Genomic DNA, 22,753 nt, shown 5'->3' with positions numbered 1-22,753 from the left:
TGAATCGCTCCATTTCTCTATGTAACTCCCTTTTTCAAGAATAGCATATTTAACCTTGTTCCAAATAAAAAAGAACGGACATAGCATTCTATGTCCGTTCTTTTCATCACACATACTTCCGATGCACCATCTTCCCATCATAAGAAAATACAACGCCCTTACTCTCCACAATCGACTCCATATGCACCGTTCTTCCCCATAATTGATGAAGGTATGGCAATACTTTTTCTAAGTATTTTAAATCGAGCTCGATCCCTTCGTAACTATGTTTAATGTACAACTCTCCGTTCTTTAAGTAGTCCCCGTCTTCTACTACTAAGTACGGGAAGCCACCATTTGTACGCATATTTACGAGCTGATCACGCACATGTTCCCATTCTTTATCTATTACTTTATATTCTTTTCCTTGGCGCTGGAATAAGTACATATCTTCTCTCATTACGAGGTCTTTATTTAAGTAGTTTCTTAAGAACGATACGTCCCACTCAATTTCACGTACTTCAAAAATTTTATCTCGACCAGATCCTGGTTTTACACCGCGTCGCTTCATTTCTTCTGTCGGGTTGTTGTAACGTTCTTCAATATCTTCAAACATTTTAATACCGAGGTAGTATGGGTTAATGCTTGTTTTTGATGGTTGAACTACACCTGCATTAAGCTTTGCGAATTCAATCGCTTCAGAAGATGTTAAGTCCATTTCACGAAGTATGCGTTGATGCCAGAAGGAAGCCCAGCCTTCATTCATAATCTTCGTTTCAAGCTGTGGCCAGAAATATAACATTTCCTCGCGCATCATCGTTAATATGTCGCGCTGCCACTCTTCTAGCTCACGGCTATATTCTTCAATAAAGAGGAGTAAATCTTTTTCTGGCTGCGGTGGGATTTTCTTCTTTTTATGCATATTAGGTCGTTCCCTCTTTTTGTTTCGATCATCTAAATTCCATAAATCATCGTACTGTGATATCTTTTTCTTTTCTACATCCTCTTCTAAATCTCCAATACTCCAAGCAAGTTTCGGACGCATAAGCGATGGATCAATATGTTCTTGAATGGCAAGTACTGCATCCAAGAACGTTTCTACCTCTTCTCTTCCATACTTATGTTCATACGCCTTCACACGATCTGCTGTCGCTGCCATACTCTCCACCATATCGCGTTTCGTATTAGAGAAACGAATATTATTTTTGAAGAAATCACAGTGCGCTAAAACGTGCGCCACGATTAATTTATTTTGAATTAAAGAATTCGTATCTAATAAAAAGGCGTAACATGGATTAGAGTTAATAACGAGTTCATAAATTTTACTAAGTCCTAAATCGTATTGTAATTTCATTCTGAAAAATTGCTTTCCAAAACTCCAATGCGAAAACCTCGTCGGCATCCCATATGCACCAAATGTATAAATAATTTCCGCTGGACATACTTCATAACGCATCGGATAAAAATCAAGCCCAAATCCAGTCGCAATTTCCGTAATTTCCGCAATCGCATATTGCAGCGCTTTATCTTCACTTGCTCTCATTATTTTCCCTCCTTACACTTTCCCTTAAGAAAGTGTATGTTGAGGAACAAGCTTTCATGAGGATTGATTGCATAATAAAAAGACATCCTCATAAAAACGAGAATGTCTCATCTATTAACCTTCAATAATCTCCATCTTCTCCGTAATCGGCGTACGAGCTTTTCCTTCTGGTGCTTTATCGAAATAGCCAAGGTGAAGAATTCCAACGATGCGTTGACCTCTTGTTAAACCAAGTCCTTCTATAAATAATGGATTGTAGTTTAATCCGCCTGATTTCCAAACGCAACCTAAGCCACGTTCCCAAGCAAGCAGTTGGAAGTTTTGCATAAATGCACATGTTGCAGCGTAATCTTCGTCGCGTTGAATTTGACGTGGATCTTCATTAATATAAACAACAATTTGTGCCGGCGTGCTTAAGAAACGATCTGATAAAATTTTGCCGCGTTTCGCTCTTTCTTCTTCTGTGAAAGAGTTTAATACTGCATCTACTAATTTTTTGCGGCCTTCTCCAATGTATAATTTACAATTCCATGGTTCACGGTGTTTATGATTCGGTGCCCATGTTGCGTCGTTTAATAGTTCAATTAATAACTCTTTATCTACAGCTTTATCTGTAAATGTACGTACAGAGCGTCTTTCTTTAATCACATTTGCGATGGAAGTATATGTAGTCATATTTTTCTCTCCCTTATTTTCATCTATATGTATACATTTGTTATTGATATTGATTTTCAATTTCGATTATACCTTAGTTTTTTACTATTAATCAATGTTTTATGTTGGAAAACTTCCAAAAACGTCATTTTATACTGTGAATAAAAAAACTTAACTTGTTCACAAGTATTTCACATTTTATGGAAATGATATGTGTACAGTTTTCCACATTATCCATCTAGGAGGAGTTTATATGTACAAAAAAATCGCAGTAAGTATGACTATGGCAACATTATTATTCGGGGCAACCGTCTTCCCTACTTTCGCTGCCACGCCAAAAGAAATAACATTGCACCATCATAAGCCTATTTCAGAAGAAGAAATGCAGTCGCTCGAAAAACTCGGCTATAACAAACATGAAATTTGGAAAGCTGCTCACATTGCAAGAATCGGTAAAAAAGAAATAAAAGACGTTTTAGCTTACTATAAGCAAAATAAATCTTGGGAGAAAACAGCCCAGCATTTCGGTGTAGATCCAAGTAAATTAAAAAAGCATCATATGAATAAAGAGACGAAAAAAGCACTGCTGCAAGAATTAGCAAATATGCAAAAATCTACACCAGACGGCCTAAAACAAAAAATGAAAGATTATAATATCGGATTACGTCAGCTCACGGTATTAACAATCATCTCTCAAAAAAGTAACACTCCTCTTGATGATGTACTAAAAATGAAAAAAGACGGAATGGACATTAAACAAATTGCAGAAAAATTAAATGTAAAAAAAGAAGATATACGAGCAGAAATGATTAAATTAGTGAAGTCTATTAAGGAAAAGAAAACAAATTAATACGCCAAAAAAGGAAGGGATTCCCAATACCCTTCCTTTTCTTTATGAACTTTCAATTTTCAAGTATAAATTCCCGCCTTTCCCAAAAACTAACATAAGTAAATGCTATATGTCAGGGGGTGTAAAAATGTTCGGTTTCTCATCTGAAAAATCCAAAAAGACTACGGCAAAACCACTTTGTTCTATTCCAGAATTTATACATACCATGAAAGAATCTAGCGATTTTGTATCTTATAACGTACTTGAAGATGAAACGTTATGCTTGTTTTATTATAAATCTGTCGTGGAAGCACTTATTATTAAACAGTTTATTTTAACTCCTATGAAAAAGGAATCAGAACATATTCAAAATATCTCTGACCTATGTAATATTGTCTCCATTGAAGATATTATTACCTCTCCCTCTATTGATGATATTCGTGAGAAATTATTAGGTGGATATATTTTAGTACGCTTAAAAAGCAATTCGAATCCCGATCAATATGCTTTAATTCGTGCCGAAAGTACTGTTTTAGGAACACGATTATATAACGATACAGAAAATGAGTATAGCGTAATTGGACCTAAAATCGGTTTCGTTGAAAACCTTGATACAAATATACACTTATTGCGCCGAAATATTGTAACGGAGCAACTCATTTTCAAAGAAGTTATCGTTGGATCTATGTCAAAAACGAAAGTAGCAGTTGCTTATATTGAAGGGGTTACAAATGAACAATTTATCAACACTGCAATACAACGACTAGAAGACATTGACTTTGATGTTCCCTTTGATTCGACTATGATTGAGCAATTTATCAGTGATAATAGCAATTCACCATTCCCTGTTCTATTACCTACAGAACGATTAGATCGAGCAGTATTTGCATTAATTAACGGGGAAGTTTTAATTTTAACAGATGGCTCTCCATATGCTTTATTAGGACCGACAACGTTACTAGATTTTTTCATTTCACCAGAAGATTATTATTTACCGTGGATGATTGGATCGTTCTTTCGCGTTATCCGTTTTTTCGGAGCTATATTTTCTCTTTTTTCCTCCGCTATTTATACAGCGGCTTTAACATATCATTATCAAATGATTCCTGCTGATTTACTAGGACCTATTATTTTCTCGAGAGCGAACGTACCTTTCCCGCCTATTCTAGAAGCACTCTTTCTAGAGATTACAATCGAATTGCTTCGTGAAGCGGGAGCACGTTTACCGACGAAAGTCGGACAAACAATTGGTATTGTTGGCGGGATTGTAATTGGGCAAGCATCTGTTGAAGCCGCTTTAACGAGTACGATTTTATTAATTGCAGTTGCTTTATCCGCTCTTGCATCTTTCACAACGCCGACTGTAAAAATGTCTTCTACTATTCGGTTGTTACGATTCCCGCTTATTCTTTTAGCTGGTGCATTTGGTGGATTAGGTCTTATTGTCGGGTTTGTGTTTATTTTAGCTCATTTAATTAAATTAAAATCACTTGGATCACCTTATTTATTACCTTTATATCCATTTCGTGGTTTAGGTACAGCGGAAGGTTTTTTCCGTTTACCGTTTAGCCAAACTGCACAAAGGCCTTCTTTCCTTAGACCAAAATCTAAATGGCGTTATAATCCAAACAAAGCGAAGCAAAAACGTGATGGTGATAATGAATGAAAAAACTCTTATTGTTCCTTATTATACCCCTTTTTGTTCTACAAACTGGCTGTACACAAACGTATATAGTGGATACACAGCGTATTATTCATATTGCTGGATTTGACATCACAAAAAACAAAAGATTCCAAGGAACGATCTTATTTCCAGAGTATACACATGGTGTAAAATCGAAACCAGAAACTCAATCAACATCTGCCCGCTCACTTGAAACAATCGCTTCACGATTAAATGCAAAATCCCCCCACAATGTAGTTGTAGGTCAAATGCGTGTCGTTCTATTTGGAAAAGATCTAGGAGAACAAGGAATGGGGGAAATTATTACTAACTTACAACGTGACCCAAATATCGGGCGTGATGTACAACTAGCAATTGTAGATGGCTCGGCTGAAGAGCTTTTAAATTATGTAAAAAAAAATGGTTCGTTATACATTGCTGATTTACTTGAACAAAATATACGAAACGAGAACATTCCACAAACCACATTAAACATTTTTTTATATAATTACTACTCTTCTGTATGTGATGCGTATGTTCCTTATATTAAAATGGACGATAATCATTCCGTGGCTGTCAAAGGACTTGCTTTTTTAAAAGGTGATAAAGTCGTTATGTATACAGATAAAAGACATTCTGTTTTAGCAAAATTACTTATTAACCCTACGAAAAATGGACGTTACGAAGCAGCGATAAAGAAGAACAAACATAAAGGTATGGTTGTCATACAAAACTTAGCTGGGGAAAGCAAGTATGATATTGATCAAACTGGTGACATACCAAAAGTAAAAATCCATTTAAAACTAAATGGACTAATTAAAAACTCCCCTAATTGGATTGATTTAAGAAAAAAAACAAATATCAATTATATAAAAAAACAAATTGAACGAAACGTTGAACAAGATTGTGAAGAATTAATAAAACAATTTCAACAAAAGAGAATTGATCCTTTAGGAATACGCGATGAAATTAGAAGCCATACGAGAAAATGGAATATAAACCAAATTCGAAATATGTACCCGAATATAGCTGTGGATATAAATTTAGATATTAACATTGTACAATCTGGAATTGGAGAATAGTGAGGTGAAATAAGCAATGCATACAATGAATAAAACAAAGACTGTCTCTCCATATTTTGCATTTGTTTTGTTACATTCTCTTCAAATTGGAATAGGAATTCTAGGATATCAACGGGTAATTTTAAAAAATGCTGGTTATGACGCTTGGATATCTCTAATCATAGCAGGTATTGCAACTCATATTGTACTGTTTTGTATGCTAAAAATGTTAGAAAAAGATGGCGATTTAATTAGCATTCATACAACGAGCTTTGGAAAATGGATCGGTTCTATATTTTCTGTAATTTTTACTCTTTATTGCTTATTATTTTGCCTTACTGTTCTTCGTACATATATGGAAGTAATACAAGTTTGGATTTTCCCTACCATTAAGTTATGGAAACTAACCCTTATGTTTTTATTAGTGACTTACTATATTATAAAGGGAGGATTTCGCTCTGTGACGGGAATATGTTTTTGGGGAGTCGTTCTTCCTATTTTCGTTGTATTCTTTTTAATTTATCCAATGAAATATGCACATTTCCGCAATATTTTACCTATTTTTACACATTCACCTTTTGACATGCTTATATCTGCAAAACACTCTGCGTTAGAGTTTCTTGGTTTTGAGACAATCTTAATCTTCTATCCATTTATTGAAAAAGGAAAATCCTTAAAAAGATGGGCTCATGCAGGTATTGCTTTTAGTACCTTAATTTATGTAGTTTTAGCCATCGTATCTTTTATGTATTATAGCGAGGGCCAATTAAATCACACGATTTGGCCTACTTTAACAATGTTAAAAATCATTAAAGTCCCTTTCATTCAACGCTTTGAATATATTATTATTTTCGTTTGGTTTTTAATTATTTTGCCAAACCTTTGTTTAACCATTTGGTCATCATGTCAAACGATGAAGCGTTCATTCCATATTCCCTTTACATTCACATTACCATTTTTTATTTTCATGGTCTTTACAGCTTCCTTATTTTTCACAAATCGTGAAAGTATCAACACATTAAATACAGTACTATCTAAAGCGGGTTTATATATTGTATACGCTTATATCCCAATTTTATTTCTATTCCATTCAGTACGATGGCGTTTCAAAAATCCGTCGAAAAAATCTTCAACCGATACACCATAATCTCTGATACAATTTGAGTAATACATTTGTAAAGGGGACAAGCGTATGAAGAAATATGTATTTTCTTTACTTGCAGTACTAAGTTTAATTCTTGCTGGTTGCGGAGCTACTAGTACAAATGAAAAGAAATCATCTGAATCAAAAGAAGAGCATGACCACGCATCGCACACTCAGCAAGCTGACATTCAAGAAAAAACAAAAGGAGTCGACACACTTCCTACCTTCCTAGACAAGCTTGATCCACAAATGAAAGATATCTACACTGTCGCTGGGCAAAATGCAGAGCTATTAGATTGGATTCCATGTTACTGCGGTTGCGGTGAGAGTGTGGGACATAAAAATAATAAAAACTGCTTTATTCGTGAAATGAAAAAGAATGGTGAAGTTGTTTGGGACTCCCATGCAACGACTTGCGTCAATTGCTTAGAAATCGCGGTTGAATCTGCTTCCATGAAACAAAAAGGAAAATCAACGCTCGAAATTCGTAACTATATCGACAATAAATATAAAGAGGGCTACGGCAAGCCAACACCTACGCCAATGCCAAAAGCTTAAAAACGGGGATATTCCTCGTTTTTTCTTTTCATTCGCTTTTTTTCTTAACAAATTCTTTCAAGTGTATTTCTCCTTGCTTGTCACACACTATATATAACTCCTCAGTAAGGAGGGTACACAGTGCAAACATATAACGACTATGACAAAGCTCTCTATTACACGTATAGCTGTAATTGGGATAAATTACTCGTTCTTATGGTTCAAACGAACGATCAACTATTTTCTAAGCGTATTGAACATTTTTTACACGCTTATCAATACAGTAAAGAAATGCCAGAAGTTGATAAACAATTGCAGCTCCTATTTCAATATATTGACCATGCATCCCAAAAGTCACATATAGAAGAAGTAGAGCAAATTCAAATGTAAAATATAGCGCTATTCTCTTTATGAGAATAGCGCTTTTTTAAAATGTTTATATCAATAAAAGTTTCCCCTTATAAAACTTTTATTGATAAACATATTTTTTCTTTCTTTTCTGTGCTACTTCATACTATAATTTAGTATGTAACTATTATAAGAGAGGTATAAAATATGGGACGAGAAAAAAAGCAAGAATATGCTTTACTTACCGCATGGGGAGCTTCTTTTATCGCTACACTAGGAAGTCTGTACTTTTCCGAAATCATGAAATTTGAACCTTGTGTACTTTGTTGGTATCAACGTATTTTTATGTATCCATTCGTTTTATGGCTTGGTATCGCTGTAGCAAAGAAAGATTATCGCATCGCAAGTTATTCTTTACCAATTGCAAGTATCGGTGCTTGTATTTCTTTATATCACTATGCAATTCAAAAAGTCCCAGCATTTTCAGCTGCTGGAGCAGCTTGCGGCCGTGTACCCTGCACCGGAGAATTCATAAACTGGTTTGGTTTTATTACAATCCCGTTTTTAGCACTTATCGGCTTTATTACAATCGCTGTATGTAGTTTTATTGTAATAAAAAACAAATAAGGAGATGAAACAATGAAAAAAATGCTTATATTTGGTGGTATTATTATCGCTTTGTTTGCAGCAATTTTCGCTGTCACACAAATGGAAGAAAAAAATGCTACTAGTCAAAAAATTGATAATGCTACTGATAGTAAAACAAATGGCCCTGACTACTATACAAACAAAATCTCTCTTTCAGATCTTCAAAAGAATTTAAAAGAGAAAAAAGAAGAAACAGTATACTTTTATCAAACATCTTGCGTTCATTGCCAAAAGCTATCTCCTGTCGTAGTACCAATGGCTAAAGACTTGAACGTTGATATGAAAGTTATGGATATTGAAAAACTAGATGCTCCTTGGGATGAATATAAAATTAAAGGAACTCCAACAATCATTCACTTTAAAGATGGCAAAGAAGTAAGCCGTATTAGTGGTGAACAACCGAAAGACAAATTAAAAGAATGGCTTGAGCAAACAAAAAAATAATGCGAAAAGGAAACTCCTTCTACACATGAAATGGGCGTAAAATCCCAAACTAATGTATAAGGAGGGGGTTTTATGCCAGAAGTGAAATGTTCTGTTTCCAATTGCTCATTTTGGGGACAAGGTAACTTTTGTCAAGCAAGTGCAATCGTTGTTCAACCAGATGCACAAGAGGCCGGTTCGAATGCAAATGATTCGTATACAGGTGCGGTTTTAACAAACGAGACGCTAGAAAGTTCTGTAGCAACGAGTGTAGAAACTTGTTGTCATACATTTAAGCCAAAATATTAAACATAAAAAGCATACGATTACTCGTATGCTTTTTTTACATTCCTCTCCAAAAATCATGCATGATAAAAAAGTACAAAATAACGAGAACAACTGTCCCACATAAGGTAATGCGCCGATATATACTCTTCTCTCCTTCTCTCGCTTTCACAAATGCCCAAATAAATCCAAAAAATAATATTAAATCAAAATATGGAACATAAAAAGAAAAGACGAGAAACGCATACAAATACACGATAAATAAACAGGTCGTTACTAAGAAAACTTTAAAAGCAAATTCACTTTTCATAATGTAACCGCCCCCTATCTGTACTGTATTATATTCAGCAAAATACAATAGTTGCAGTTAAACTCGAAGTAGAAATAAGCTACCGTCTGTAATACGGTAGCCATTATGGAACATTATATTTCCGTTTATATATATTACTTAAAGTCGAGGCAGGAATTTGCTCATAACGAATTTTTTCTCCTGTTTCATCCACAATATACAAATTGTTTCCTATATAATATATTCCATCTTTTCGTTTTGAGTACACTGCATATCTTTCGTTCGGCAATACCGTTTTCACTTTCGTTAACTGCCCATTTGGTTCTTGCCAATATATATCAGCACGGTCTACTAACGTAAGCATGCCAATTTGCTCTTCTTCTATTTTACGACCATTCCAGCTCACAACGCGGTAACCAAGCTTATTCGCTTCATATTCAGGGCTCGTATGAAAACGAGAAATGATTACTTTCGTCTGTAATTGCACCCGATCATATAACCATTGTATATCCCGGTCATGCATGCGAATACAGCCATTCGACTCTCGGCTTCCAATCGTCCATTCCCGATTTGTTCCATGAATCGCATACTCCTTTTTATCCAAACCTAACCAACGCGTACCGAGAGGATTATTCGGTGCACCACCAGCTATTTTTTTTCGATGGTATTCTTTATTTTTAAATTTAGTTATAATACAAAAATTACCTTCAGGCGTAGGTGTACGATCTCTTCCAGTTGTTACGGGGAATGTTTTTGTATAATTTCCATTTTCAAAAAAAGACAACTGGTTTGTCGTAAGATTCACTAATATTAAATGATCTGTATCAGCAAAAGCACTAACCGGTAGGATGAAAAATAATAGTATGACGAAATATAATTTTTTCATCTATATCCCTCCCCTAGCGCTCAATATAATTAGTGGAATTAACTTTACTTTGCTCTTATCAATGAAAACTATCCATTTACAATAACGCCTCCATTTACATGCATCATTTGTCCGGTAACATAGGATGAATCATCAGACGCTAAGTATACATATGCTGGCGCTAGTTCATATGGTTGACCAGGTCTTTGCATCGGAACATTGCTTCCAAACTGAGAGACTTTCTTCTCATCAAAACTCGATGGGATAAGTGGTGTCCAAATTGGTCCCGGCGCAACACCATTTACACGAATCCCTCTTTGCACTAACGATTGAGAAAGCGATCTTGTAAAAGCTACGATTGCTCCTTTCGTTGCGGAATAATCAATTAAAGTTTCATTTCCTTCATACGCAACGATAGACGCCGTATTTATAATGACATCCCCTTGCTTTAAATGAGAAAGTGCTGCTTTCGTAACGTGAAAATAAGAAAAAATATTAATACGAAAAGTCTTTTCTAGCTGTTCTGCTGTAATATACTCTAGCCCTTGCTGCGGATATTGCTGCGCGACATTATTTACTAAAACATTCAAACTACCTAGCTGCCGAACGGTCTCTTCTACAATATCTTTACAATGCTGTTCATTACTTAAATCACCCGGCAACAATACACATTTCCCCCCCTCTTTCTCAACATATTGTTTCGTCTCATTTGCATCTTCCTCCTCATCTAAATACGCAATCGCAATATTTGCTCCCTCTTTCGCAAAAGCGATGGAAACAGCGCGTCCAATCCCACTATCTCCTCCTGTAATTAATATATTTTTTCCTTTTAACTTTTCGCTTCCTTTATAATTTGGGTCTTCGAACTGTGGTAGAGGATTCATTAACGATTCAATACCAGGTTGTTTATTTTGATGTTGCGCTGGCATTGTTACAAAGTTTTTTTGCTGTGGCATATCTTCTTTCAACTCCTTTTCCTTATAATATGCGCACAATAAAAACTGAAATTCACACATCGTTTTACGATTAATATTCGAATTTAAGACACAAAATATGAATTGTTGTAAACTTTTTATGCAAAACTATTGCAAAATAGTTAAAAAACGAATATTATATATAACTGTTGTGAAAATTATTCGTAAACAGAAAGGATGTTTATATGTTTAACCTTTCAAAACATAAAACTTCTATTAAAACTGAAATTATGGCAGGTATTATTACCTTCTTAACAATGGCATATATCATTGTCGTAAACCCTGTCATCCTTGGGGATGCAGGTGTTCCATTTGAACAAGCATTTACAGCAACAATTATCGCTGCTGTTGTCGGAACATTATTTATGGCAATCTTTACAAACTTACCAATCGCAATCGCACCAGGTATGGGATTAAATGCTTACTTCTCTTACTCTGTTGTAAAAGCTCATGAAGGCATGACTTTCGCAATTGCATTCTCTGCTGTATTCGTAGCAGGTATGATTTTAATTTTGTTATCATTCACATCTTTCCGTACAAAATTAATGGAAGCAATTCCTGAAAACTTAAAACATGCAATTACTGCTGGTATCGGTCTTTTCATCGCCTTTATCGGTTTACGTTTAACAGGTATCGTTACAAAAAATGAAGCAAACTTAGTTGGACTTGGTGATCTTCACTCTGCTCCAGTACTACTAGCATTAGCTGGACTTGGAATTACAATTGTCCTTATGTCTTTAAATGTAAATGGTGCACTATTTATCGGCATGCTATTAACTGGTATTATCGCTTACTTCACAGGACAATTATCGTTCTCAAACGGCGTTACATCAATGCCTGGATTACCAGAAGGAATCATCGTTTCCAATCCAATTACTGCTGTATCTGATGTAATTAACTACGGATTGTACGGCGTTGTATTTTCATTCTTCCTTGTTACATTATTTGATACAACAGGTACATTACTTGGAGTTGCTCAACAAGGTGGATTTATGAAAGATGGAAAGCTTCCAAAAGCTGGACGAGCTCTTCTATCTGACTCATTCTCAGCAACAATCGGTTCTATGTTCGGAACAACACCATCAACAGCGTACATTGAATCATCTGCTGGTGTTGCAGCTGGTGGTCGTACTGGTTTAACAACTGTTACAGTAGCTGTTCTATTTGCACTAGCAGCATTCTTCGGACCATTAGTAAGTGCTGTTTCTGGCGTATCAGCTATTACTGCACCATCATTAATTATCGTTGGTAGTCTTATGATGGGATCAGTTCGCCACATCGATTGGGACACATTTGATGAAGCATTCCCAGCATTCTTAGTAATATTAAGCATGCCACTTACATCAAGTATTGCAACAGGTATCGCACTTGGATTTATTTCATACCCACTTATGAAAGTGGCAAAAGGTAAATTCCGTTCTGTTCACCCACTTGTGTATGTATTCGGAATCTTGTTCGCTTATCAATTGATTTTCTTACCACATTAAAATTCCTCATAAAGAGGGATTTTTTTTTATGTATAAAAAAATAGAGCATCGAATTTCGATGCTCTATTTTCCTTTTGCAACAATCACACGAACTACTTTCAATACAAGAAGTAAAAGACCGTTCACTATCGCTGCAATCCCTAAAAATACCGCTATTATCAGCTCTCCCATTCCGTTATTCAATACAAACATAACAGAAGAAATGAAAGCTAAAATAAACAATATTAACGTTGGTATATATTTAATAATAGGCTTCTTATATGATTTTTTTGAAAGAAGAAACGTAATTACTAATGTCATAATGATCACAAAATATACTACAAATAAGAAAATCATACGAAAGCCTCCACTATTCCTAAACTATGAACAATATAAAAGAAGTTAAAACTTATTAATATTTTTCATTCATCTGTACTTCTTTACTATACTTTTGAATGAAAACGGATGAAATAACCATTACCATCCCTACACTAAATCCAATAAGCTGATCCAGTAGCATTTCATCATGAATGAACCAGCGCAGTAAAAATACACCACCAAAAATAAACATCATAGTAAATCCAGTATGCCTAAGACCTTTATATACATTTTCCATATGTATCACCTCTTCACATACTTTTATCCATATTATACCATAACGATAAGGGTGTATAATCGTCATTCGACATTCAAACCAATAATAAAAAAGGCTGCAGAGAAATTCTTCTCCGCAGCCTCATACTTATTTTTGTAAAAACGACTGTAAATCTGCAAACTGTCTCTTTGCATCTTCATAGCCTTGCTCATATAGATTTTGTAGTTTTGCTGTATCTTTTTCCATACGATCTACTTGAAGCGGCACTTCTGGGCGAATAACAAATAAATTCCCGGCTTGCTCTTCTTTTTCAATGTAGTGAAGTGTTTCATTATATACTTCATAACGATTCAACATCGTCTTCACAAGGTTCGGATATTTTTTATATGCTTTCGCTGCAATCCATCCAAACTTTGATTTTTTCTTCGCATAACCATGATTTCTCGTTAAAATAACGACTGATTTTTTAAAACCATCTTCCTGTGCTTTACGAACTGGAATTGGATCAGAAATCCCACCATCTAATAACTGCTTACCACGGTAATTTACTACCGGTGCAATGAAAGGTAATGAACTAGATGCTTGTAATAAATTTAGTGCATCATCATTCGTTCCTTCTTTTTCAAAATAAACAGACTGTCCTGTTTCACAATCTGTTGTGCCTACAAGGAAACGCTCTGGGCTATTAAAATATGTTTCAAAATCAAACGGGACATGTTTTTCTGGAATTTCATGAAAAATGAACTCCATATCAAACAATTGGCGTTTTCTCCATAAATTTTTATACGATAAATATTGTGGGTGTGATGCATAATCAATATTGACCGTCTTATTTCTATTTCTTTGTCTGGAAAGATACGACGCTGCATGACAAGCACCAGCTGATACACCAATTACATATGGAAAATATAAATCTTGTTCCATAAAGTATTCTAATATCCCGCCCGTATATACACCACGCATACCGCCGCCTTCTAATACTAACCCCGTATTTTCAAGCATGTTATTCTCTCCTCTTTATATATTGACTCTTTAATTATTCACCATGTTAAGTATCTTTTTCTATTATATATGAGTTCTTTTAGAAATTATATTCAAAAGTCTTGAAATAAAGGAGTTTTTTCTTCCAATTATATTTCCAAATGACCGGAGACATCCTTTATAAACCTTTGAATAAAATCTTGTTCTTCTTTCGTATATCCATCTAAAAGTAATAGCCACTTTTCTTCAGCTTGTTTATGCAATTTATCATGAGCTTTATATATTTCATTTCCGCTTTCCGTTAAGCGGAAGAAAATTTCTTTTTGATTATCTAACATTTGCATCTTCTCAACGAATTGCTTTTGAAACAACTTTGTACAAATTTTAGAGATTGCACCCTTCGTCATTCCCATTTCTGTCGTAATAGCAGTTACATTCATCAGAGCATTTTTTCCGATACACTCGATAACATGTAATTCAGATAAAGACATACCACTTATACCTGTCTCACGAAGAAATTTCTCATTTTGTTCTTTCAAATGTTCTTCTTTTTTATGCAAAAGTGTACGAATATCCGAAAGTATTTCCATTTGTTTCGTTGCATGATCCAATCCGTTCGCCCCCTAAGTTTCCAAAGAAACAATTTAACTATATACCATTTTAAAATCATTTTTTCATATTTACAAGTGAGAAAAACATGTTAAAATAAATTTAGTTTCCGAGGAAACTAAATTACAAGGAGATTAACATAATGAAAAAATCCAAACTACATTTCATTTTATACGTTGTCTGTATGAGTGCCTTACTCGGTTCCTTCGCTCAAAATATTTACACACCTATCTTGCCTATGATTCAAGCTTCTTTTCACACTTCTCTTTATCTAGTAAATTTAACAGTTTCACTATTCACATTCGTTCTTGCAATTATGCAGCTCATATATGGACCTTTAATTGATACAAAAGGGAGAAAATCTATCCTTATCCCTAGTTTAATCATTAGTACAATTGGTTCAATCGGATGTGCTTTTTCGGCGAACGTTTATTTATTTCTATTTTTTAGAGCTGTTCAAGCAATAGGAATAGCGGCTATACCTGTAGTTGCAGCAACGATTATCGGTGATTTATTTGAAGGAAAAGAACGCGGAGAAGCGATGAGCCTGTATCAAATGTTACTTGCTCTCGCACCTGCAATTGGCCCTCTTATAGGTGGTTATCTCGGCAGTATAAATGGCCATTTATACGTATTTTTGTTTTTATCTACACTTGGCATTCTCTTATTAATTATAAACATTTCACTACTTCCAGAAACAAAACCCACTGTAATTAAGCAACCACAAGCAAAAAAGAATTACTGGTTTATCTTAAAAAATCAAACTGGATTTTCTATTACTCTTATTGGCTTTATTCAATTTTGTATTTACTTTTGCTTCCTCATTTTTTTACCGAGCATTTTAACAAATTTATTTCACTTAACTGCAAGTGAAATTGGTCTTATATTTGTACCGATGTCCCTTTCTATTATGTTAGGAAGTTATTGCTACAAGCTTTTGCAAAAACGCCTCACAACAAAGCAAGCTTTATTCATCACTAGTTTCTTCAATATTATATGTGTCACTTTATTCTCTTTCACATATAGCATCAATATCTCATTCATCATTATCGTTACATCTTTATACGGTTTTAGTATGGGACTTTCTATGCCAACTCACCCTACTTTATTAACAGAAGAATTCGTAAAAGAACGCGCAACTGCTATCGGTATGTACAACTTTATTCGCTATCTCGGTATGGGAACAGGACCACTTGTAGGTGGATTTCTTTTATTTAATCAAAATTACTTTTGGATTTTCTTCATAGGTGCAATTATGTTTCTACTCATAATCTTATATGCGATGAAACTGCTACGCTTCCCTGCCACACAAAAAGCAAAATAGAGACCTACAAATGGTCTCTATTCTAAACTCTTTGATCCGCAACAATATGAATATCAATATACTTCGTTTGCCTCATAATTTCATTTACAATTGAACCTTTTCGAATTTCTTCCCATCTTGTTCTTGCTGATTGTCCGAGTAAAATTTGCGTTACTTGTAGCCTTTTCGCGACTTCAATAATAACATCCGCTGGCTTTCTGCCTTTTGCCTCTTCTAAAACAAAACTCGCATCAAATTGATTCGTTAGCAACTTCCACTCTTCAATCGTTTGCTTTTTCCCTGCTGAAAGGGACTCTATATTTTCCCTTTCAACATTTAATACATACAATTCAGCATTTAACCGATCCGCCATACGCCAACCTCTTCGTATTAACTTCTCTGCCGTTGAACTGTATTGTACACAAACGAGAATTTTTTCTTTCACACCAATCGGTTCTATAACGGTTTGGCTAATTTTCTCGTCCATATCATCGGCAACTTCCCGAAGTGATAATTCTCTTAGTGCCCCTAAATTATTAAGCGTGAAGAAATTTTGTAAGCTTTGCTTTATTTTTTCTTCCTTATATATCTTCCCATCTATTAATCTCTTCCTTAATACTTCCGGGGTTGCATCAACGAGCTGAATTTCATTTGCTTTTTGTAAAATAAAATCTGGAATACGTTCTCGCACTTTAACATTCGTAATTTGAGCTACAATGTCATGTACGCTTTCTAAATGTTGAATATTAAACGCTGATAATACGGATATACCAGCGTCTAGCAATTCCTGTACATCCATATAACGTTTCTTATTTTTAGATCCAGGAATATTACTATGCGCAAGTTCATCCACAACAACTACTTGCGGTGCACGTTTTATAATTCCTTCTACATCGAGTTCATAAAACACTTTCTCTTTATAATCTATTTCTTTTAAAGGAACCTTTTCTAAATCAGCAATTGCGTCTTCTGTCTCTTTTCTTCCATGCGTTTCAATTAAACCAATTACAATATCCATACCGTCCTTTTTCATCTCTCTTGCATCAAGTAGCATTTTATAACTTTTCCCTACTCCTGGAGCCGCTCCTACGTATAGCTTTAACTTCCCGCGGTTTTGCTGACGAATATATTCTAAATACTCTTCTGGTGTTCGCCTTTGAAACGTTGGTTTATAGTCATCCGCATACAACACACTCACAACCTTTCTTTCGAAACAACACTACCTCAATCCGTTAGATTGAGGTAGCACTGTTACTATTTCAGTAGTTTCTGCAATTCTAAATTTAACTTTAAAACGTTTACGCGGTTCTCTCCAAATAAGCCAAGTGCAGCACCTTCTGTTTGATTTTTAATCAACTGATTTAGCTTTTCTTTCGGAATATTCGTTAATTTAGAGATACGATCCACCTGCACAGAAGCTGCCTGCGGACTAATATCAGGATCTAGCCCTGAACCTGAATTCGTCACTAGATCAATCGGCACTTCTGTTACCGGAACAGCCCGGTTTTGTTTCTTCCACTCCTCAATACTTTTCTCTACTCGTTTCTCTAAATCTGGATTAGACGGTGCATAGTTATTTGAACCAGATGCTTCTGCCTTATATTCAATACTAGAAACACGCCCATGAAAATAACGTGGATCTGTGAAATTTTGACCGATTAATTTAGAACCAATCACTACATTTTTATCATTATATATTAGACTTCCATCCGCATTATCCTTCATTACCGCTTGTGCAATACCAGTTACAATAAGCGGGTATACAAGGCCGCACAACACTAAAAATGTAAAAGTAATACGGACAATCGATGATAGTATACTTTGTTTCTTCGCCATCTTTTTCCCCTCCCCCTTATATGAACCAGCCGACAATTATATCAATTACTTTAATTCCAATGAACGGTACAATAACCCCGCCAAGTCCATAAATAAGTAGGTTTCGGCTAAGTAGTGCATTCGAACTCATCGGTTTATATGCGATACCTTTCATCGCTAATGGAATGAGTAATGGAATAATAACTGCATTAAATATTAATGCTGATAAAATCGCTGACAGTGGTGATGTTAGTTTCATAATGTTTAATGCTTCCATTTGCGGAATCGCAAGTGTAAACATTGCTGGAATGATTGCAAAATATTTTGCGATATCATTCGCAATACTAAACGTCGTTAACGCACCACGCGTCATTAACAATTGCTTACCAATCCCTACAACCTCAATAATTTTTGTCGGGTTCGAATCTAAATCAATCATATTCGCTGCTTCTTTCGCAGCTGTCGTACCACTATTCATCGCTAATCCAACGTCAGCCTGCGCTAATGCCGGCGCATCATTTGTACCATCACCCGTCATCGCTACAAGTTTCCCTTTATCTTGCTCTGCTTTAATAACCGCAATTTTATCTTCTGGCTTACACTCAGCAACAAACTCATCTACCCCTGCTTCTTTTGCAATCGTTGCTGCTGTTAACGGGTTATCACCTGTACACATAACCGTTTTAATCCCCATTTGACGCAATTGCTCAAAACGCTCACGCATACCTGGCTTTACTGTATCCTTTAAATAAATTAAACCGTAAATACGATTATCCACTGCAACTACAAGTGGTGTCCCGCCCTCTTTGGAAATGGAATCTGCTTTTTGATTTACATCTTTCGGAATCGTTCCACCTTGTGACCTAACCCATTCAATTACGCTACCTACAGCACCTTTTCTCACTTTCGTTCCGTCCTGTAAATCGACACCACTCATTCTCGTTTCTGCTTTAAACGGAACAAACTCACCTTGTTCTGCAATTTCTCGATTATATGATATAGATTTCATTTTTACATATTCTATAACCGATCGACCTTCTGGTGTTTCATCTAAAACTGAACTAATCGCAGCCCATTTTCCTACTTGCTCAATCGTTTCATTTCCTACAGGAAGCAATGTATGAGCCATTCGGTTCCCGAAAGTAATCGTACCTGTTTTATCTAAAATGATTGTATTAATATCACCCGCAGCTTCTACTGCTTTACCCGACATCGCTAACACATTGAACTTTGTCACGCGATCCATCCCGGCAATACCAATTGCTGATAATAAACCACCAATTGTCGTTGGAATTAAACAAACTAACAACGCTACAAGTACAGCTGTATCAATTTGAAACCCTAAATAGTTTGTAAAAATCGGCAACGTCACAACAACGATTAAGAAAATAAGCGTTAAACTCGTTAATACTGTATTTAAAGCAATCTCATTCGGCGTTTTTTGACGAGCAGCTCCTTCTACTAACGAAATCATTTTATCAATAAATGATTCACCAGGATTACTCGTAATGACAATTGTAATCTCATCACTTACGACCATCGTCCCGCCTGTTACGGAACAAAAATCGCCGCCCGCTTCTTTTATTACAGGAGCTGATTCCCCTGTAATCGCAGATTCATCAACAGACGCTAATCCTTTAATTACTTCCCCATCACTCGGAATCATTTCTCCTTGTTTTACAATAACAACGTCATCTTTTCTCAGATCAGTTGCTGAAACTTGAACAATGTCTCCATTTTCTTTTACAACATTTGCAAACACATCTTTCTTCGACTGTTTTAAAGAATCGGCTTGCGCTTTCCCCCGTCCTTCCGCTAACGCTTCTGCAAAGTTAGCAAATAAAACTGTAAATAATAGAATGAGAGAAACTGTTATATTAAACCATCCTGGGACACTACTAGAACGACTTGGAAGAAACGATAAAATGAACGTAATGATAAATCCAATTTCTACAACAAACATAATCGGATTCTTTATCATGACTTTCGGATTCAATTTCGCAAAGGATTGTTTCATCGCATGTTTCACGATATCACGATCCATCGTTTTCGCTTGTCTAACTTCATCTTCTACAGCATGTATTTGTGACTCATTTACTCTCTTTTCTTTTACTACTACCGGTCTCATCATTTACCCTCCATTACTTCAATGTAAGAAATTCTGCAATTGGGCCGAGTACTAACATCGGGAAGAATGTTAATGCACCGACAATTACAATTGTTCCGATGAAAATGCCGCCAAATAAACTATTATCCGTACGGAACGTTCCGACTGTTTCTGGTACTACCGTCTTTTCTTTCAATGAAGCTGCAACAGCTAGCATCGTAATTAAACTGAAATAGCGCCCTAAAAACATAACTAAACCAGTTGTAATATTCCAAAACGGTGTATTATCCGCCAATCCTTCAAATCCAGATCCGTTATTCGCAGCTGACGATGTATACTCATATACCACTTGCGTCAAACCGTGGAAACCAGAATGAGAAATGGCATCCGTTCCTAAGCTTGTTGAAAGAGCTAATGCTGAAAACCCTAAAATAAGCAATGGATGAAATAGTATCGTTACCGCAATTAATTTCATTTCCTTACCTTCAATTTTCTTACCTAAAAACTCTGGTGTCCGTCCAACCATCAATCCAGATATAAAGACTGCGATAATCGCATACATAATAATGTTCACAAAACCTGCCCCAACGCCACCGTATACTGTATTTAACATCATATTTACAAGTGGTACTAAACCGCCAATTGGTGTTAACGTATCATGCATCGTATTCACAGCTCCGGTTTCAGCAGCTGTCGTTACTGTCGCATAAAGGGCAGAAAATACTGTCCCAAATCGTACTTCTTTTCCTTCTGTACTTCCTTGTACATGCTCGATACCCATTCCATTTAACGCTGGATTCCCATGTAATTCAGATGTAGTAATCGTTATAAATCCTAGTAAAAACACCATGAACAATGATACGAAAAGGATACGTCCTTGCTTTTTATTGCCTACCATTCGTCCGTACGTAAATGGAAGTGCTGTTGGCAATAACATCATAAGCATCATTTGTAAAATATTACTCATTTGCCCTGGATTTTCGAAAGGATGTGTAGAGTTTGCTCCGAAAAATCCACCGCCGTTATTTCCGAGTTCCTTAATGGACACGAATGATGCAACAGGCCCACGTAATATACTTTGCTTTGCCCCATCGATTGTTTGTGCTGTAACGGCCCCGTCTAACGTTTGTGGTACGCCAAGTGCGACAAACACTAGTGCCGCAATAAATGCGATAGGAAGAAATACTCTCGTTAGTGCTCTCGTAAAATCAACGAAAAAGTTACCGAGTTCCTTCCCAGCAAGCCCTCTTATAAACGCCATTACAAGTGCTAACGTCGTTGCTGGTGCTGCAAACATTAAAAATGTAATTCCGATTAATTGTGATAAATAAGATAAACCATTTTCACCGCTATAATGCTGTAAGTTTGTATCAGCCATAAAACTAATTGCTGTATTAAAAGCAAGCGTAGGCTCCATCCCTTCAATGTGTGCTGGATTTAATGGCAATACTCCTTGTAGTCTGAAAATGAAATATACGACAACAATCATAAATCCATTTAATAAAACTAATGACAATGCATACTGTTTCCACGTTTGATTGTATTCTTTTACATCCGTAATTTTAAAAATAAGTTTTTCAAAAGGCCCGAATACTTTATCTAACTTTTTACTACCTTGAAAGGCTTTCTCTAAATAAATCCCCATTGGCTTTGCCACAAGAATAAACAACAGCATGGTAATAACAACTGCGACCCAAATCATAATGAATGATTCCCCCTAATTAAAACTTTTCTGGATTTAATAATGCATACACTAAGTACACAGTAATTGCTGCAACAATAACCGATAAGGCAACCGTCATGATTGCTTCCCTTCTTTCACAACTTTATCTGACCAACTTGCAAGACTTACCATCGATGCGACTAACACAACAAAAATCCCGATCATTACAACATCTAACATAGCTACCCCTCTCTCCTGTAAAAATTTACCATTAAATTGTCAAAAAAAGAACACTAAGCTCTACTTAGTGTTCGAAATGAACAACACAAAGTAAACCTCCTCTCTAAACGCTTACGAGGTTAGCTGTCGGATTCGGGCCTAAAGAGTAGCCCTACTTTCAAAACTGAAAGATTCACCCCAAGTGACGATGCACAAAATTGGTTCCCCCGCTCCATTTCTGGAACTCAGCGATTTTAGGTTTTTTTGGAAATTTTATGAATGATTTATGAGAGTAAATATACTCCTCTATATTTAACTTGTAAAGAGTCAAATTACTGAAAATAAGAAAATATCCATCTATTTAAACGCTTACATTGAGTGTTATTAATATTATTTCATCTGTTTTCTCGTCTTTTCTTTCTTTTTCACAGAAATGATCTTTTAAATACGAAACAAAAAGAGCGAATGACATGAAGTGCATAGCTTGTTGCACTTAGCATTCGCTCTTTTTTTTCACTATTTATTCTCCACGCAAAAACGCGCGCAAATTTCTCCCACGAATATAAACTTGTGACAATTCTGCATGTAGCTGCTCATATTCGATAACATCTGTTTTTAAATATAAAGCATCTTTCGATGGCAATATGATATAGGGCCTTGGAAAAATGGGATCAAGCACCACCAATTCTTGAACTCGCTCTACTGATACCGCCCAACGATTCGCTATATCTCCTAGTAACAACACCTTCATCT

At 35.6% G+C, this 22,753-nt stretch carries 27 protein-coding genes and 1 riboswitch; of the genes, 11 read left to right on the top strand and 16 right to left on the bottom strand.

Translation table 11 applies throughout. The features are described from left to right. Window positions 1-106 precede the first annotated feature (106 nt). Both spoVR and DT250_RS15875 read right to left on the bottom strand, forming a co-directional pair. Window positions 107-1,522 (bottom strand): stage V sporulation protein SpoVR, encoded by a 1,416-nt coding sequence (gene spoVR, locus DT250_RS15880; RefSeq protein WP_001202728.1) that lies wholly within the window; start codon window positions 1,520-1,522, stop codon window positions 107-109. Between the two features lie 114 nt (window positions 1,523-1,636). After that, complete coding sequence (locus DT250_RS15875; RefSeq protein WP_000214808.1) at window positions 1,637-2,197, bottom strand: nitroreductase family protein; 561 nt, start codon at window positions 2,195-2,197, stop codon at window positions 1,637-1,639. Window positions 2,198-2,429: 232 nt separating this feature from the next. On the opposite strand from DT250_RS15875, the gene DT250_RS15870 reads away from it, so the two are divergent. The 9 genes from DT250_RS15870 to DT250_RS15830 all read left to right on the top strand — a co-directional run bounded on the left by DT250_RS15870 (window position 2,430) and on the right by DT250_RS15830 (window position 9,138). Next, window positions 2,430-3,026 carry a hypothetical protein gene (locus DT250_RS15870; RefSeq protein WP_141542708.1) on the top strand — a complete coding sequence of 199 codons (597 nt, stop codon included), beginning with the start codon at window positions 2,430-2,432 and terminating at the stop codon, window positions 3,024-3,026. 127 nt (window positions 3,027-3,153) lie between these two features. Beyond that, window positions 3,154-4,671, top strand: a complete 1,518-nt coding sequence (locus tag DT250_RS15865) for a spore germination protein (protein ID WP_088062016.1) — start codon at window positions 3,154-3,156, stop codon at window positions 4,669-4,671. Continuing rightward, window positions 4,668-5,750: a Ger(x)C family spore germination protein gene (locus DT250_RS15860; protein WP_060487580.1), complete on the top strand. Its 1,083-nt coding sequence runs from the start codon at window positions 4,668-4,670 to the stop codon at window positions 5,748-5,750. The genes DT250_RS15865 and DT250_RS15860 overlap by 4 nt, the downstream gene beginning before the upstream one ends. 16 nt (window positions 5,751-5,766) lie before the next feature. Next, window positions 5,767-6,876, top strand: coding sequence for a GerAB/ArcD/ProY family transporter (locus DT250_RS15855; RefSeq protein ID WP_088608416.1), 1,110 nt, complete (start codon window positions 5,767-5,769; stop codon window positions 6,874-6,876). 45 nt (window positions 6,877-6,921) lie between these two features. Next, the gene (locus tag DT250_RS15850; protein WP_048545771.1) at window positions 6,922-7,431 is read left to right on the top strand and encodes a PCYCGC domain-containing protein; all 510 of its coding nucleotides are present in this window, start codon (window positions 6,922-6,924) and stop codon (window positions 7,429-7,431) included. 120 nt (window positions 7,432-7,551) lie between these two features. Continuing rightward, a complete protein-coding gene (locus tag DT250_RS15845) occupies window positions 7,552-7,800 on the top strand; it encodes a YhdB family protein (protein WP_001195461.1) in 249 nt (82 codons plus the stop codon). A gap of 165 nt (window positions 7,801-7,965) precedes the next feature. After that, window positions 7,966-8,385, top strand: coding sequence for a disulfide formation protein C (locus tag DT250_RS15840; protein WP_000532264.1), 420 nt, complete (start codon window positions 7,966-7,968; stop codon window positions 8,383-8,385). A gap of 12 nt (window positions 8,386-8,397) precedes the next feature. Continuing rightward, the gene (locus DT250_RS15835; protein ID WP_088608414.1) at window positions 8,398-8,850 is read left to right on the top strand and encodes a thioredoxin family protein; all 453 of its coding nucleotides are present in this window, start codon (window positions 8,398-8,400) and stop codon (window positions 8,848-8,850) included. A 72-nt stretch (window positions 8,851-8,922) separates the two neighbouring features. Further along, on the top strand, window positions 8,923-9,138 hold the full coding sequence (locus DT250_RS15830) for a DUF1540 domain-containing protein (protein ID WP_088062010.1): 216 nt from the start codon (window positions 8,923-8,925) through the stop codon (window positions 9,136-9,138). Window positions 9,139-9,172: 34 nt separating this feature from the next. Here the strand turns inward: DT250_RS15830 and DT250_RS15825 are convergent, their stop codons facing one another. The 3 genes from DT250_RS15825 to DT250_RS15815 all read right to left on the bottom strand — a co-directional run bounded on the left by DT250_RS15825 (window position 9,173) and on the right by DT250_RS15815 (window position 11,224). Continuing rightward, window positions 9,173-9,424, bottom strand: coding sequence for a hypothetical protein (locus tag DT250_RS15825; protein WP_088062008.1), 252 nt, complete (start codon window positions 9,422-9,424; stop codon window positions 9,173-9,175). Window positions 9,425-9,527: 103 nt separating this feature from the next. Then, entirely contained in the window at window positions 9,528-10,289 is a 762-nt protein-coding gene (locus DT250_RS15820; RefSeq protein WP_088062006.1) for a L,D-transpeptidase, read from the bottom strand. A gap of 68 nt (window positions 10,290-10,357) precedes the next feature. Beyond that, on the bottom strand, window positions 10,358-11,224 hold the full coding sequence (locus DT250_RS15815) for an SDR family oxidoreductase (protein ID WP_097907254.1): 867 nt from the start codon (window positions 11,222-11,224) through the stop codon (window positions 10,358-10,360). Window positions 11,225-11,427: 203 nt separating this feature from the next. Here DT250_RS15815 and DT250_RS15810 point away from each other — a divergent pair, with 203 nt between their 5' ends. After that, window positions 11,428-12,729 carry an NCS2 family permease gene (locus DT250_RS15810; protein ID WP_088062002.1) on the top strand — a complete coding sequence of 434 codons (1,302 nt, stop codon included), beginning with the start codon at window positions 11,428-11,430 and terminating at the stop codon, window positions 12,727-12,729. A gap of 63 nt (window positions 12,730-12,792) precedes the next feature. On the opposite strand, the gene DT250_RS15805 is transcribed toward DT250_RS15810, so the two are convergent. The 4 genes from DT250_RS15805 to DT250_RS15790 all read right to left on the bottom strand — a co-directional run bounded on the left by DT250_RS15805 (window position 12,793) and on the right by DT250_RS15790 (window position 14,895). After that, window positions 12,793-13,065, bottom strand: coding sequence for a hypothetical protein (locus DT250_RS15805; protein ID WP_000576485.1), 273 nt, complete (start codon window positions 13,063-13,065; stop codon window positions 12,793-12,795). Window positions 13,066-13,120: 55 nt separating this feature from the next. Continuing rightward, window positions 13,121-13,324 carry a hypothetical protein gene (locus DT250_RS15800; protein WP_255450177.1) on the bottom strand — a complete coding sequence of 68 codons (204 nt, stop codon included), beginning with the start codon at window positions 13,322-13,324 and terminating at the stop codon, window positions 13,121-13,123. Window positions 13,325-13,450: 126 nt separating this feature from the next. Continuing rightward, window positions 13,451-14,305, bottom strand: coding sequence for a patatin-like phospholipase family protein (locus DT250_RS15795; RefSeq protein WP_149213329.1), 855 nt, complete (start codon window positions 14,303-14,305; stop codon window positions 13,451-13,453). Window positions 14,306-14,433: 128 nt separating this feature from the next. Continuing rightward, on the bottom strand, window positions 14,434-14,895 hold the full coding sequence (locus DT250_RS15790) for a MarR family transcriptional regulator (RefSeq protein ID WP_088608408.1): 462 nt from the start codon (window positions 14,893-14,895) through the stop codon (window positions 14,434-14,436). A gap of 140 nt (window positions 14,896-15,035) precedes the next feature. On the opposite strand from DT250_RS15790, the gene DT250_RS15785 reads away from it, so the two are divergent. Beyond that, on the top strand, window positions 15,036-16,217 hold the full coding sequence (locus DT250_RS15785) for an MFS transporter (RefSeq protein ID WP_149213328.1): 1,182 nt from the start codon (window positions 15,036-15,038) through the stop codon (window positions 16,215-16,217). 22 nt (window positions 16,218-16,239) lie between these two features. On the opposite strand, the gene kdpDN is transcribed toward DT250_RS15785, so the two are convergent. The 7 genes from kdpDN to DT250_RS15750 all read right to left on the bottom strand — a co-directional run bounded on the left by kdpDN (window position 16,240) and on the right by DT250_RS15750 (window position 22,751). Then, window positions 16,240-17,394, bottom strand: a complete 1,155-nt coding sequence (kdpDN, locus tag DT250_RS15780) for a KdpD-like non-kinase potassium sensor (RefSeq protein ID WP_098857302.1) — start codon at window positions 17,392-17,394, stop codon at window positions 16,240-16,242. Between the two features lie 56 nt (window positions 17,395-17,450). Next, window positions 17,451-18,032, bottom strand: coding sequence for a K(+)-transporting ATPase subunit C (gene kdpC, locus DT250_RS15775; protein WP_098857303.1), 582 nt, complete (start codon window positions 18,030-18,032; stop codon window positions 17,451-17,453). Between the two features lie 16 nt (window positions 18,033-18,048). Beyond that, entirely contained in the window at window positions 18,049-20,139 is a 2,091-nt protein-coding gene (kdpB, locus tag DT250_RS15770; RefSeq protein WP_149213327.1) for a potassium-transporting ATPase subunit KdpB, read from the bottom strand. A gap of 13 nt (window positions 20,140-20,152) precedes the next feature. Next, on the bottom strand, window positions 20,153-21,820 hold the full coding sequence (kdpA, locus tag DT250_RS15765) for a potassium-transporting ATPase subunit KdpA (protein WP_149213326.1): 1,668 nt from the start codon (window positions 21,818-21,820) through the stop codon (window positions 20,153-20,155). A gap of 19 nt (window positions 21,821-21,839) precedes the next feature. Further along, the gene (gene kdpF, locus DT250_RS15760) at window positions 21,840-21,920 is read right to left on the bottom strand and encodes a K(+)-transporting ATPase subunit F (RefSeq protein WP_000214976.1); all 81 of its coding nucleotides are present in this window, start codon (window positions 21,918-21,920) and stop codon (window positions 21,840-21,842) included. Further along, a complete protein-coding gene (locus DT250_RS15755) occupies window positions 21,917-22,021 on the bottom strand; it encodes a SipW-dependent-type signal peptide-containing protein (protein WP_000887892.1) in 105 nt (34 codons plus the stop codon). Before DT250_RS15755 ends, kdpF begins: the two co-directional genes overlap by 4 nt. Before the next feature lie 94 nt (window positions 22,022-22,115). After that, a riboswitch (cyclic di-AMP (ydaO/yuaA leader) is annotated at window positions 22,116-22,261 on the bottom strand. 259 nt (window positions 22,262-22,520) lie between these two features. Continuing rightward, window positions 22,521-22,751, bottom strand: a complete 231-nt coding sequence (locus DT250_RS15750) for a hypothetical protein (RefSeq protein WP_000866315.1) — start codon at window positions 22,749-22,751, stop codon at window positions 22,521-22,523. Window positions 22,752-22,753: the final 2 nt, after the last annotated feature.

The organism is Bacillus sp. AR2-1 (assembly GCF_008368755.1).
GTDB classification, from domain to species: Bacteria; Bacillota; Bacilli; order Bacillales; family Bacillaceae_G; genus Bacillus_A; species Bacillus_A wiedmannii.
The sequence above is the reverse complement of the archived record's forward strand: the minus strand, read 5'-3'. Positions and strand labels throughout refer to the sequence as shown.